Origin of the sequence: Micromonospora sp. LOL_024, assembly GCF_048060415.1 — a bacterium.
Classification (GTDB): Bacteria; Actinomycetota; Actinomycetes; order Mycobacteriales; family Micromonosporaceae; genus Micromonospora.
On record NZ_JBHMIS010000030.1, the window covers coordinates 38,664 to 51,880 of the forward strand.

The 13,217-nt window shown below is 71.2% G+C and carries 10 protein-coding genes; 1 reads left to right on the forward strand and 9 read right to left on the reverse strand.

The window, feature by feature from the left end; all coding sequences use genetic code 11:
* Nucleotides 1-28: 28 nt before the first annotated feature.
* The 9 genes from ACFHWY_RS23155 to ACFHWY_RS23195 form a co-directional block, all read right to left on the reverse strand.
* Complete coding sequence (locus ACFHWY_RS23155) at nt 29-2,404, reverse strand: glycoside hydrolase family 65 protein (protein WP_416582351.1); 2,376 nt, start codon at nt 2,402-2,404, stop codon at nt 29-31.
* On the reverse strand, nt 2,401-3,153 hold the full coding sequence (locus tag ACFHWY_RS23160; RefSeq protein WP_416582352.1) for an HAD family hydrolase: 753 nt from the start codon (nt 3,151-3,153) through the stop codon (nt 2,401-2,403). Before ACFHWY_RS23160 ends, ACFHWY_RS23155 begins: the two co-directional genes overlap by 4 nt.
* 82 nt (nt 3,154-3,235) lie before the next feature.
* The gene (locus ACFHWY_RS23165; protein WP_416582353.1) at nt 3,236-3,607 is read right to left on the reverse strand and encodes a DUF4442 domain-containing protein; all 372 of its coding nucleotides are present in this window, start codon (nt 3,605-3,607) and stop codon (nt 3,236-3,238) included.
* A 248-nt stretch (nt 3,608-3,855) separates the two neighbouring features.
* A complete protein-coding gene (locus tag ACFHWY_RS23170; protein WP_416582354.1) occupies nt 3,856-5,160 on the reverse strand; it encodes an ABC transporter ATP-binding protein in 1,305 nt (434 codons plus the stop codon).
* Between the two features lie 147 nt (nt 5,161-5,307).
* Nucleotides 5,308-7,497 (reverse strand): bifunctional glycosyltransferase/CDP-glycerol:glycerophosphate glycerophosphotransferase, encoded by a 2,190-nt coding sequence (locus ACFHWY_RS23175; protein WP_416582355.1) that lies wholly within the window; start codon nt 7,495-7,497, stop codon nt 5,308-5,310.
* A gap of 15 nt (nt 7,498-7,512) precedes the next feature.
* Entirely contained in the window at nt 7,513-9,552 is a 2,040-nt protein-coding gene (locus ACFHWY_RS23180) for a DUF5941 domain-containing protein (protein ID WP_416582356.1), read from the reverse strand.
* Complete coding sequence (locus tag ACFHWY_RS23185) at nt 9,549-10,295, reverse strand: ABC transporter ATP-binding protein (protein ID WP_416582357.1); 747 nt, start codon at nt 10,293-10,295, stop codon at nt 9,549-9,551. Before ACFHWY_RS23185 ends, ACFHWY_RS23180 begins: the two co-directional genes overlap by 4 nt.
* On the reverse strand, nt 10,295-11,122 hold the full coding sequence (locus ACFHWY_RS23190; RefSeq protein ID WP_416582358.1) for an ABC transporter permease: 828 nt from the start codon (nt 11,120-11,122) through the stop codon (nt 10,295-10,297). The genes ACFHWY_RS23185 and ACFHWY_RS23190 overlap by 1 nt, the downstream gene beginning before the upstream one ends.
* A 70-nt stretch (nt 11,123-11,192) precedes the next feature.
* Nucleotides 11,193-12,572 (reverse strand): L-serine ammonia-lyase, encoded by a 1,380-nt coding sequence (locus ACFHWY_RS23195; protein ID WP_416582359.1) that lies wholly within the window; start codon nt 12,570-12,572, stop codon nt 11,193-11,195.
* 357 nt (nt 12,573-12,929) lie between these two features.
* On the opposite strand from ACFHWY_RS23195, the gene ACFHWY_RS23200 reads away from it, so the two are divergent.
* On the forward strand, nt 12,930-13,136 hold the full coding sequence (locus ACFHWY_RS23200; RefSeq protein WP_416582360.1) for a PspC domain-containing protein: 207 nt from the start codon (nt 12,930-12,932) through the stop codon (nt 13,134-13,136).
* The last annotated feature ends 81 nt before the right edge of the window (nt 13,137-13,217 follow it).

The following is a 13,217-nucleotide window of genomic DNA, read 5'->3' on the forward strand; positions in this document are numbered from 1 at the left end:
TTCGACCCGAGGGTGACGCCGCGTCGGCTCAGGTCGGGTTCTCCGGCAACCGGAGCAGCGGGGCGCGGCCGGGGGCCTGCTCCGGTTCCGGCAGATCCGGGCGCGGCGGTGGGATCGGTACGGTCACCGGCTCACCCCAGGCGACGCGGACCGGCTCGCCGTAGTGGCGTAGCTTCAGCACCGCGCCCGGCTCGGCGTGGTGGAGGGCGTACGTCGTCTCGTGCGGGCGGACGTCGACCCGTAGCCGCATCCCGCACCACTGCAACGAGAACGACAGGCCGCCCAACCGAGGTGACAGTCGGGGCGAGAAGGACGGCACCCCGTCGTGGTCGCGTAGCCCACCGAACCCGCCGACCAGCGCCAGCCACGCTCCCGCGAGGGAGGCCATGTGCACCCCGTCACGGGTGTTCTCGTTGAGGTCGTGCAGGTCCATCAGCGCGGCCTCGCGCAGGTAGCTGTGCGCCAACTCGGGGTAGCCGACCTCCGCCGCCAGCACCGCCTGGGTACACGCCGACAGCGAGGAGTCCCGTACGGTGCGCCGCTCGTAGTAGAGGAAGTTGCGCAGCTTCTCCTCGTTGGTGAACGCGTCCCCGCGCCAGTGCATTGCCAACACCAGGTCGGCCTGCTTGACCACCTGCTTGCGGTACAGGTCGAAGTACGGGTAGTGCAGCAGCAGCGGGTACTTGTCCGGCGGGGTCTGCCCGAAGTCCCACTCCTGCAACCGAGTGAAGCCCTCCACCTGCTGGTGCACGTCCAGGTCGGTGTCGTACGGGATGTGCATGGCCGCGGCGGCGTCCCGCCAGCTGGCCGCCTCCTCGTCGGTGACGCCGAGGTGGAACGCCTGTTCGCGGTAGCGCAGTGCCACGTCGGCGGCGGCCAGCAGGTTCCGTTGCGCCATCAGGTTGGTGTAGATGTTGTCGTTCTTGACTGCCGTGTACTCGTCCGGGCCGGTCACCCCGTCGATGTGGTAGCGACCCTCGCGGTCGTGGTGCCCGAGCGAGCGCCACAGTCGGGCGGTCTCCACCAGCAGGGTCAGCCCGATCTCCTGCTCCAGCTGCCGGTCCCCGCTGACCAGCACGTAGCGACGCAGCGCGTCGGCGATGCCGGCGGCGACGTGGAACGCGGCGGTGCCCGCCGGCCAGTAGCCCGACGACTCCGGCCCCTCGATGGTGCGCCACGGGAACGCCGCTCCCGCGAGGTTCAGGGTGCGGGCCCGCTCGTGCGCCTGCGACAGCGTCGAGTACCGCCAGTACAGCGCGTCCCGTACGGCAGCCGGATGGGTGTAGGTCAGCACCGGCAGGACGAACATCTCGGTGTCCCAGAAGGCGTGTCCGTCGTACCCGGGCCCGGTGAGCCCCTTGGCGGAGATTGGCCGGCGTTCCGCGCGGGCACCGGCCTGTAGGACGTGGAACAGACCGAACCGGACCGCCTGCTGTACCTCCGGGTCGCCCTCGACCTCCACGTCGGCGGCGTCCCAGAACTCGTCAAGGTACTCCCGCTGCTCGCGGGCGAGCCCGTCCCAGCCGTCGAGCTTGGCGGCGGCGAGCGCCGCGCCGACCTGGTCGCGCAGCGCCGGCAGCGAACGGCGACTGGACCAGCCGTACGTCAGGTACTTCACCACGCGCAGCTTCTGGCCCGGTTCGAGCACGCAGCCGATGGTGGTACGCACCCAGTCCTCGTACCCTTCGGACTCGGACGTGATCCGGGTCGGCGACTCCACCTCGTGGTCCATCGCGGCGGCCACCCGCAGCCCGGAGACCTTGGTCCGGTGGATCAGCAACCCGCCGTTGGTGGTGGTCAGCTCCTCTTCCGCCTGTAGGGGCGACTCCAGCACCGCGGCGACGCGCGGGTCTCGGCTCTGCGGCGGCAGTGTCTCGTTGGCCACCAGCTCCGACTGGACGATGAGTCGCAGCGGCCGGCCGTCGGCGACCTCCACCTCGTAGTGGATCGCGGCGACCGAGCGCTGCCGGAAGGACACCAGCCGGGTGCTGCTCATCCGGACCTCGCGGCCCGCCGGTGAGCGCCAGTGCAGCGACCGGTACAGCGTCCCGGCGCGCAGGTCGAGGATACGCTCGTGAGCGAGCACCTCGCCGTACCGCACGTCGAGCGGCTCGTCGTCGACCATCAGCCGGATCAGCTTGCCGTTGGTGACGTTGACGATGGTCTGGCCGGATTCGGGGAAGCCGTACCCGGCCTCGGCGTACGGCAGGGGACGCAGCTCGTAGAAGGAGTTCAGGTAGGTGCCGGGCAGCCCGTGCGGCTCGCCCTCGTCCAGGTTGCCGCGCAGCCCGACGTGCCCGTTGGACAGCGCGAAGACCGATTCGGACTGGGCGAGCACGTCCAGGTCGAGCCGGGTCTCCCGGACGTGCCACGGCTCGACCGGGTACGCCCGCTCCCGGATCACTCGGGTGCTCCGGCGTCAAGCAGGTCGGCGAGGTCGTCGACCACCACGTCGGCGCCGTGTGCGCGCAGCTCGTCGGCCTGACCGGCCCGGTCCACCCCGACCACGTACCCGAACCCCCCGGCCCGACCGGCTTCGACGCCGGCGAGTGCGTCCTCGAAGACGGCCGCCTGCTCGGGTGCCACGCCGAGCAGTTCCGCCCCGGCGCGGAAGGTGTCCGGATGCGGTTTGCCGCGCAGCCCTTCGGCACGGGCGGTCAGGCCGTCGACCCGAGCTTCGAGCAGCGGCTCCAGGTCGGCGGCGGCGATCACCTCCCGGCCGTTGGCGCTGGCCGTGACGACCGCCCGGCGTAGTCCCGCCGCGACCACCGCCTCCAGGTAGGCGACCGAGCCGGGGTAGACCTCCACGCCGCCACTGCGGATCCGCTCCAGCACCAGGGTGTTCTTCTGGTTGCCGAGGCCGTGCACGGTCTGCGCGCCCGGCGGGTCCTCCGCCGAGCCCTCCGGCAGGGTGATGTCGCGGGAGGCGAGGAAGGTACGCACCCCGTCGAGACGGGGGCGGCCGTCGACGTAGCGGTGATAGTCCGGGCCGGGGTCGAACGGCCGGTATGGTCCGCTGTTGGTGGCGGCGTGCCGCCGGAGGAAGTCGTCGAACGTTTCGGTCCAGGCGGCGTTGTGCAGCCGGGCGGTCCGCGTCAGCACACCGTCCAGGTCGAAGAGACATGCGGTCACGTGAGCAGGCAGGCCGAGCATCGCACCAATCTATCCATCACCTCTTGCGGTCAAACGCACTTCGGCGATGCTGGCGCGCCGGCTGGCCGGCCCCGGCCGTCGGTCAGTTGGGGCGCAGGGTCCAGATGACGGTCATTTCCCCGGTGGGCTTGCCGTTCTCGGTGGCGATTTCCACGGGTACCGGGAATTCCGGCCGCTCGCCGGCCTCCAGCTGCGCGACCACCTCGGCCGGCGGGCGGCCCAGCCGTGCCGTGGCCAGCACCGGGCCGATGGCGAGCTTGCGGTACGCGATCTCCGCCCGCACCGCCAGCGGCGTCGCCCGGTCCAGCAGGTGGCCGAACGCGGCGAGCACCACCGCACCGGAGGCGGTCTCGCCGAGGGTGAACATCGCCCCGGCGTGCGGGCCGCCGACATGGTTGTGGGTGGCCGGTTCGGATGGCGAGCGCCGGCCCCTGCCGGTCCTTGCTGTTCTCACCAGACCGCACGCAACGGATACCCCGGTTGCGGTAATCCGCCTGTTCTACGAGGCGACCCGCGACCTCTACCGCCTCAACCCCGACGACGGTCCGACCCCACGCGCCGTGTTCACCCGCTTCGTCGCCCGGTCCCCCTACCGCTACCCGATCACGGCTCCACCCGCCGGGCCGCGTGAACCCGCCGAGCCGGGTTGGTAGGAGGCCCCCGCTCCACCAGAGAGCGTTAACAGGGCGCCCCTCCTACCCCTCAGCGCCAGCCGACGTCGATGCGGTCGCCGCGTTCGTCGAAGAAGTGCAGGGCGTCCATGCGTACGTTGATCGCGAGCGGGTGGCCGGCGGAGACGGCAGGGTAGGGCGCGAGCCGGACCGCCAGTTCGGCGGGGCGACGGTGGTGCCGACCGGGGTCGTGCAGCACGCTGGTCCGGTTGCCGTTGACTGGCGGCGGCGCCGGCTCGTCGGCGGTCCGCCCGGTTATCCGCTGCATCACCTGACCGAACCGGCGCAGGCCGCGCTGACCGGGCTCGGCCTCCGCGTCCACCGGGGCACCGATGTCGTCCACCATGATCGCGGTGGCGCCGATGTCGAGGAAGGCAAGCGACTCGTGGCCGTGGTGCTCCAGGTAACGGATCCGGCCCTGGAGCACGTCGCCCCGGGTGTCGGGGGCGACCGGGGTGAGCGCTTCGGCCCGCATACCGACCACGATCCGCTCGCCGTGGTAGTGCGCCACCGCGCGGCTGCGGATGTCGTCCCAGGGCAGGTAGAGTGCCTGCTCACCGAGGGTGAGGGTGACGTACCGGTCGAGGTGGACGTAGACCGACGCCTCCAGCAGGTTCATCCGGGGACTGCCCAGGAACGCGGCGACGTAGAGGGTGGCCGGGCGGCCGTACACCTGGGTTGGCGTGCCCACGTCCTGCAGGACACCCTTACGCATGATGGCGACCCGGTCGGCCATGGTCAGGGCCTCGGCCTGGTCGTGCGTGACGTAGATCGTGGTGACGCCGAGTTCGCGGGTCAGACCGGAAATCTCCGCCCGCAGCTCCGCCCGCAGCCCGCTGTCCAGGTTCGACAGCGGTTCGTCCATCAGGAACAGCCCGGGGCGGCGGACGATCGCCCGGCCCATCGCCACCCGCTGACGCTGCCCACCGGAGAGCTGACTGGGCCGGCGGGCCAGCACGTCGCCGATACCGAGGGCGCTGGCCACGTCGGTGACCCGCTCGCCGCGCGGTATCGGCTCGACACCGGCCAGCTTGAGTGGAAAGGCGATGTTGTCGTTGACGCTCATGTGCGGGTACAGGGCGAAGTCCTGGAAGACCATGGCGATTTTCCGGTCCCGGGGCGGCAGCTCGTTGGCCAACTCGCCGTTGAGCATCACCGCCCCGGAGGTCGGGTCCTCCAGGCCGGCAACCATCCGCAGCACGGTTGACTTGCCGCAGCCCGACGGGCCGAGCAACACCATGAACTCACCGTCGTTGACGTCGAGATTGATGCGGTCAACCGCGACCGTGCCGTCCCGGAAGACCTTGGTGACATCCTTGAGCGCGACGGTGGTCACCGTCTCCTCCCCCAGCTCGTCGGCGGAACACCCGAATGACTGTGGCCAGCATCATGGCAATGGCACATCGGGTAAACGTGCCATGTTCGAATCGTGACAGACTGATTACGTTCCATCGAGTGGCGGCTATTTCCTGAAATTTGACGCTCAGCTGGCCATTTCGCCGAGAAAAATCCGCCGTGCCACCCGCTCGGCGGCGCGCCCGTCCTCCAGTGCGCAGAACCGCTCCCGGAACCGCTCCCGGGCCTGCTCGGCGGCGGTCGAACGCAGCTCACCGCTGCGGAACACGTCGAGCAGCTCGGCGAAGGTACGCGCCACCGGCCCGGGCGCCTCGGCGGTCACGTCGAAGTAGACACCCCGGGTCAACCGGTAGGCGTCCCAGTCCGGCGCGTAGATCACGATCGGCCGGTCCAGGACGGCGTAGTCGAACATCGCCGACGAGTAGTCCGTGACCAGCACGTCGGCCGCGAGGTACAGATCCTCGACCCGCGGATGCGCGCTCACGTCCAGCAGCCGCCTCCGGGCGGCCGGTGGCGGCACCCTCCTGCCCCGGTCGTGGAAGTAGTGGCTGCGCATCAACAGCAGCCCCGACGGTCCGATCCCGTCCAGGAACCGCTCCGGTTCGAACGGTGGCCGGTACCGGGGCAGGTGCTCCCGATGCGTCGGGGCGTACAGCACGACCAGCTCACCGAGACCGGCGCCGAACTCCCCCCGCAGCCGCAGCACCTCCTCGGCGGTCGCGGTGACCAACCGGTCGTTGCGCGGATAGCCCACCTCCAACGTGGTGTACCCGGCCGGATAGGCCCTTTCCCACATCTGGGTGGAGAAGCTGTTCGAGGTGACGCTGAAATCCCAGCGGTCCACCCGGCGCAGCAGCCCACCGAAGTCCATCCCGGCCGCGCCCAGCGGATAGCTCTGCTGGTCCAGCCCCATCACCTTGACCGGCGTGCCGTGGTGGGTCTGCACGTGCACCGTGCCCGGCCGCTTGCGCACCGAGTCCGGGAAATTGACGTTGTTGACGAACCATCGGGCCCGGGCCAGCACCCGGTGGTACGCGGCCGTGCCGGCGACGACGTACTCGACCCCCTCGGGCAGGGTGTGCACCCGGTCCCGCCGGACGATCCACACCCCCCGGACCTGCGGCGCCAGCCGCCGCGCCGTCTCGTAGACCGCGGCAGGGTTGCAGGCGTAGCCGCGGTACCAGTAGGCGGCGTAGACGGCGAGGTTCTCCTCGACCGGCCGGCGCCGCTGCGTCCGCTGGTACTGGCGCAGCACCACGTCGCGGGTCAGCCGGGCACCACGCCGGGCCGGCGGGATCAGCCGCCGACGGGCCCGACCAGCGACCCGACGGGCGGCCTCGCCGGCCCGTCCGGCGGCCCGCATCGCGCTGAACGTACGCCAACTGCCCGTCGCCACCAGCCGGTGCTTGAGCCCGTCCAGCCCGTCCGGCACCCGGTGCCCGGCGGGTGGCCGGAAGCGGGCGTGCTCGATCGCCACCCGGGCGAAGAAGGTCGGCCGCAACTCCGGGGCGATCCGGTCGCCGTTGCCGAGGACCGTCAGGTAGTGCCACACCATCCGGTCGAAGATCGCCGGCCGCAGCTCCCGCGCACCGAGCCGGTCCAGCTCCCGGAACACCCGGTGCCACTGCTCGAAGACCTCGAAGTGCCGCTCCCCCCGGGTCCTCGTGATCGCCCCCGCCCGCCGCTGCCGGTAGTTCACGCAGACCACGTCCAGCACGCTGACCCGGTCGGCGGCCAGCAGCACCGGGTAGCTGAACGAGACGTCTTCGTACCAGCCGGGAGCGAAGCGCAGCTCGGCGTCGGCCAGGAACTGCCGGCGGACCAGCCGGTTCCAGGCGGTGTGCAGCAACTCCAGCGTCTCCGGCCGCTCGGCCAGCCGGAACGTGACCGGGCCGGGCGGCTCCGGGAAGACCTCGACCATCGCGCTCCGGGTCACCGTGTCGTCCCAGTGCGCGCGTACGTGGTCGACGACCAGCACGTCCGGCCGGGTGGCGCGCAGGCGGGCGGCCACCTCGGCGAGGCAGCCCGGCACAAGCCAGTCGTCGCCGTCGACGAACCAGACGTACTCGCCGACGGCCCGGTCCAGCCCTACGTTACGAGCCGGGCCGAGGCCCACGTTGTGATCCAGCCGCACGGCCGTCACCCGTTCGTCGCGGTCGGCGTACTCGGCGAGGATGTCGCCGCTGCCGTCGGGCGAGCAGTCGTCGACCCCGATCACCTCGATGTCGGCAACCGGCTGCGCCAGGATCGAGTCGAGGCACTCCCGCAGGTAGCCCTGCACGCGGAAGGCCGGGACGACGAAGCTGACCAGCGTCATCGTCCCGGCCCCTCCTCAGCGCGTCGGCTGACCTCCCGTACCCGTCGGCACCGGCGCGGCGCGGGCCGGCCGGACCACCCAGGCCAGCACCACACTCGCTACGAAGAAGGCCAACAGGTATATACCCAGTGTAGCTAGACTAATACTCACAATTCCGGCGATCGCCGCCAGTGCCAGCAACACCGACCGTCCCTCCCAGCCGAGCGTTGCCGCGTGCAACGGCGGGGCCGGCTGCCGCTTCTCCAGCCGGGCGACCAGGTCGTAGTGGTGCAGGGTGAGCACGAAGACGTACCCGAAGATCAGCCAGGCCGGCGCGCCGCCGATCACCCCGACCGCGATGGCGAAGAGAAGCTCGGCGGCCCGTAGCGCGGCCGGCACCAGCCAGTCCAGCGGGCCGTTGTGCGCCGCGCCGGCACCGGCCGCCGCGACCAGCAGCCCCACCAGGCCGAGCGGCACAAACCACCGCGGCAACCCGCCCCCGGACGCCAGAGCCAGCGTGAGCAGGGTGGCCGCCACCACCATGGCCAGCGCCGCCAGCCCGAGCGGCCCCGGTCGGCGGGCCACCGGCAAGTGCGCGGCCAGCGGGCCGTCGTCACGGTGCAGGGTCGCGTCGACCGTGTCCAGCACCGGCACCCACATCCAGCGTGCCCGAAGGGTACGCAGCGCACCGGTGTACGCGAACGCCAGCACCCCCCAGGTCAGCACCGCGATCAGCGCGACCCGCTGGTCGAAGATCGCCACGGTCAGCGCGACCAGCGCCCACCGTTCCCCGATCGGGAAGACCACCGTGCGCTTCAACCAGTACGAGACCGAGCCGGTGTCGGCCTGCACCCGGGTCGAGGCCGCGTTGAGCCGATCGCCGATACCGCCTCCACCGGCGCCGACAGTCCTGGGCCGGCGCGCCGCCTCGTCGTGCAGCACGCCGTACCACGCGTCGGTCATGTGCCGCAAGGTCTGCATGGTGATCGCGGCGACGGCCAGCGCCCAGCCGTACCGGAACCCGGCCGCCGTGGCACCCCACCCGAGGCCGGCGTAGACCAGGTACTCCTTCGCCCGGTCGGCCATCGTGTCCAGCCAGCCGCCCCAGGCGCTGAAGTTGCGGGTGTAACGGGCCAGCTGCCCGTCCACGCAGTCGAGCACGAACCCGAGGTAGAGCAGCACCGCGCCGGCCACCAGCAATGGTCGGCCGCCGCCGGCGAACATCCCCGCCGCGCCCGCCGCGAAGACCACCGACACCATGGTCACCGCCGTCGGGCTCAGCCCCGACCGGGCACAGACCTTGGTGACGTACGGAGACCAGGTGCTGACGAAATAGGTGGTGAAGAAGTCGTCCTTCTCCTTCACCGACAGCCGCAGCTCGGCCCGGTCCTCGTCGACGGCGGCCACCGCCGCCTCCGCCCCGGCGAGCCCGGCGTCATCGTCGACCCGGTGCGCGACCAGCAGCCGTACCCGATGGGCGAGGACCAGCGTGCCCTGGCCGGTGAGTGCGGCGAAGAGCTGGTCCACGACCGGACCTGCCGCCGCGTCCGGGCGGGCGGCCGGCCCGCCAGACTCGACCGGTCCAGCCGATTCGACCAGCTCGACCGCGACGGCTCCGGCGGGTAGCCGACCGGCGGCGACCGACCGGGCGGCGGCAGCCAGCGCCGGCACGTCCTCCCCGCTGACCCGCACCGCGCCGCCGAAGATGCCGGTGGCCGCACCCGCCAACTGTTCTGCGCGGCCGGCCTCGACCACCTGGCCGCGCTCCTCGCGCAGCACCGCCCGCCCGTCGGTCGGTGGACCAGTGAGTACCAGCGCCACAGTCGGCCCGACCGGGCTGGTCAGCAGGTGCCGCAGTACGGCGGTGTGCGCCACCAGATCGGCGCCGCTGACCAGCACCGGGCCGTCGGCCAGGTCGGCCAGGTCGGCCAGCTCGTGCAGGTCGGCGGCGAACCGCACCTGCGCGATCCCGGCCTGGCGCCACTGGGCGGCCAGCCGGTCCGCCAGCGAGTCGCCGGTGACCGTCGGCAGGCCCGCGGCCGGCATACCGGCGGCGAGCACGATCGCAATGGTCACTGGGGGACCGCGTCGTGGTAAGCGGCCAACGCCTCGGCGATGGTGCCGTCGACGCTCAGCCGGCCCGCGTCGAGAAAGAGCCCTCGACGGCAGAACCGCGTGAGATCCATTTCGTTGTGTGACACCAGCACCAGAGTGCGCCCCTCCCCGAGCAGACGGTCGATTGTCGTGTAGCACTTCGCGCGGAACTCGGCGTCCCCCACCGCCGTCACCTCGTCCATCAGCAGAATCGGGTGCGGCAGGTGGGAAATGATCGCGAATCCGAGGCGAACCTTCATGCCCGACGAGTAGTGCCGGACCGAGGTGTCGATGGCCCGTTCCACCTGCTCGCCGGCGAACGAGACGATCTCGTCGAAGTGCCGCTTCAGGTACGTGGACGACAGCCCGTGCAGCCCGCCCACCAGGTACAGGTTCTCCCGGCCGGTCAGGTCGTTGGAGAAGCCGGCGGAGAGTTCCAGCAGCGGGGCGACGTCGCCGCACACCCGGATCCGTCCCTCGTCGGGGATCAGCACCCCAGCGATCAGCCGCAGCAGGGTGCTCTTGCCGGTGCCGTTACGACCGATCACCCCGACGGTCTCACCCGGCGCCACCGAGAAGGAGACGTCACGCAGCGGCCAGAACCGGCCGTCGGTGGCGGCCCGGGTCCCCCGGTGGATGAACAACTCCCGCAGCCGCAACTGCCGGCGGCGGTTGCGGACGAACCGGATGCCGAGGCCCTCCGCCTCGATGATCACCTCAGCCATCACAGTTCCTTCAGCACGGCGGGTTCGAGCCGGCGGAACGCCCACCAGCCGGCGACGAGCAGCAGCAGGCTGATGCCGACAGTGGTGGCGAGCATCCTGGCACCCGGAAACTGGTCCGGGTACCACACCGCGTGGTGCAGTTGGAAGATGCCGACCAACGGGTTGAGTTCGTAGCCCCGCTTGAGCCAACCGGGCAGGTCCGAGTCACGCACCAGACTCAGGGGGTAGATGATCGGCGTCGCGTAGAAGAGCACCCGGATGACCAGGCGCATGAACCGCTCCACGTCCCGCATCAGCACGTTGAACGCCGACAGTAGAAGCGCCAACCCGATCAGCAGGGTCGCCTGCACCAGCACCGCCAGCGGCAGGGCCAGCAGCGACCAGCCCGGTCCGATCCGGCCGTCAGCGGCGTACCAGATCGCGATGGCGGCCAGGATCGGCAGGCCGGCGGCGTACTCGGCGAAACGGCCGGCGACCCGCCCGATCGGAAAAACCTGCCGGGGCACGTTCATCGTGGTGATCAGCCGAGACTGGCCGGTGAGCGCGTGGGTGGCCTCGCTCAGCGCCGAACTGGTCCACATCCAGGCGAAGATCCCGGTGATCAGGAACAGCGGGTACGAGCCGGCGGCCTCACCGAGGTGCCGGTTGGTGTCGCGTGAGTAGAGGACACCGAAGACGAACCAGTAGATGGCCCCCATGCCCAGCGGCTCGATCAGCGACCAGAGGTAGCCGAGCACCGACTGCTGGTACTTGACCGCGAGATCGCGCCTGACCAGGATCCGCAGCGAATTGCGGTGCGACCACAACGCCCTGACGCCAGAGCTCACCGCCGTCTCCCGCCTGCTGAACGGACGACAGGTTAGCAGCCGGTGAACAACCGCCCGACGAGCCGTACGCTCAGCACTCGATCACGTTGACGGCCAGACCGCCGCGCGCCGTCTCCTTGTACTTGACCTTCATGTCGGCGCCGGTCTCCCGCATGGTCTTGATGACCTTGTCGAGCGAGACGGCGTGCACCCCGTCGCCGCGCAACGCGAGCCGGGCGGCGGTGATCGCCTTGATGCTAGCCACAGCGTTGCGTTCGATGCACGGGATCTGCACCAGGCCCCCGACCGGGTCGCAGGTCAGCCCCAGGTTGTGCTCCATCCCGATCTCCGCGGCGTTCTCCACCTGGGCGGCCGTGCCGCCCATCGCCTCGGCCAGCCCGGCGGCGGCCATCGAGCAGGCCGAGCCGACCTCGCCCTGGCAGCCCACCTCCGCGCCGGAGATCGACGCGTTCTCCTTGAACAGCACCCCGATCGCCCCGGCCGTCAGCAGGAACCGCACCACCCCCTCGTCGGAGGCGTCCGGCACGAACCGCGTGTAGTAGTGCAGCACCGCCGGAATGATCCCGGCCGCACCGTTCGTCGGGGCGGTCACCACCCGCCCGCCGGCCGCGTTCTCCTCGTTGACGGCCAGCGCGAAGAGCGTCACCCAGTCCACCACGTGCAGCGGATCCCCACCCGTGCCCGCATGGCCGTCGGCCGCCAGGCCGCGACGCAGTTCGGCGGCGCGGCGGCGTACCTTCAGCCCTCCCGGCAGGGTGCCGTCGCGGGAGCACCCGCGCTCGACGCACTCCCGCATCACCCGCCAGATGTCGAGCAGGCCGGTCCGCACGTCCGCCTCGGCGCGCCGGGACAGCTCGTTCGCGAGCATCACCTCGCTGATGGAGAGCCCGGTCGCGGCGGTGACGTCGAGCAGTTGCGCGCCGGTCAGGAAGGGGTACCGGACCGGCGTGCTGTCGGGCTTGATCCGGTCCGCCCCGGCGGCGGCCTCGTCCAGCACGAACCCGCCACCGACCGAGTAGTAGGAACGCGCCCTGATCTCTGTGCCGGCCACGTCGAACGCCGAGAAGATCATCCCGTTCGGGTGGTACGGCAACGACCGGCGACGATGCAACGTCAGATCCCGGTCCGGATCGAAGTCGATTTCGCGCGTGCCGAGCAGGGCCAACCGGCGCGCCTGACGAATCCGGCCAACCCGCGCCTCGACGCTGTCGGTGTCGACCGTCTCCGGCACCTCCCCGGCCAGGCCGAGCAGCACCGCACGGTCGCTGCCGTGGCCGTGGCCGGTGGCGCCGAGAGACCCGAACAACTCCACCCGTATCCGGGCGACGTCGCTGAGCTGGCCGTCGGCCTTCAGGCCGACGACGAACGTACGCGCCGCCCGCATCGGCCCCACCGTGTGCGAGCTGGACGGCCCGATGCCCACGCTGAACAGGTCGAACACGCTGATCATGGCTTTGCCTTCTCGCCGTCGCCGGTGTTGCCGGTCGGCGGCCGGGTAGTGGTCGACTCCGCTGTCCGAAGCCGGCCCGGTTCCTGGCCGGTCCCCGGTACGGTCCGGCCCTGCTGACGCCCGGGTGAGGGCGTCCGACCGGCGAGCCTACTACCAGAGCCAGCAACCGCAGAGACATCCGCCCACGGCATCGCGGGCACCTCCCTGGCCCGGGGTAGGCGTCGTCCGGCGACCACGCGGGTAAGCACCTACGGGTCAGCGGGGTGGCCTTCCTCCTCCGGGCCGAGGGCACGACGGTCGTCCATCCCTAGCGTTGGTTCCAGCAGCGGCGGATCGCCGCAGAGGGGAAGTACGACGATGAGTCGCAAACTGGTCCGCCCCCGTGAGGGGCGCATGTTCGCCGGCGTCTGCGCCGGCCTGGCGCGGCGGTTCGGGACCTCGGCCGGGCTCATCCGGCTGCTGTTCCTGCTGTCCCTGCTCCTGCCCGGCACTCAGGTGATCATCTACCTGGCGCTCTGGATCATCATGCCCAACGAGGACCGCCACCTGGTCGCCGGTCGCTGAGGCGGACGCCCGCCACCGGACGTCCGGTGGCGGGCGTCCGGTGGCGGGCGTCCGGTGGCGGGCGTCCGGTGGCGGGCGTCC

What these genes read in the sequence shown, in the direction of transcription:
- ACFHWY_RS23160 (WP_416582352.1), bottom strand. Translation starts at nt 3,153, where the DNA reads ATGCTCGGCCTGCCTGCTCACGTGACCGCATGTCTCTTCGACCTGGAC.
- ACFHWY_RS23175 (WP_416582355.1), bottom strand. Translation starts at nt 7,497, where the DNA reads ATGACGCTGGTCAGCTTCGTCGTCCCGGCCTTCCGCGTGCAGGGCTAC.
- ACFHWY_RS23185 (WP_416582357.1), bottom strand. Translation starts at nt 10,295, where the DNA reads ATGGCTGAGGTGATCATCGAGGCGGAGGGCCTCGGCATCCGGTTCGTC.
- ACFHWY_RS23195 (WP_416582359.1), bottom strand. Translation starts at nt 12,572, where the DNA reads ATGATCAGCGTGTTCGACCTGTTCAGCGTGGGCATCGGGCCGTCCAGC.
- ACFHWY_RS23200 (WP_416582360.1), top strand. Translation starts at nt 12,930, where the DNA reads ATGAGTCGCAAACTGGTCCGCCCCCGTGAGGGGCGCATGTTCGCCGGC.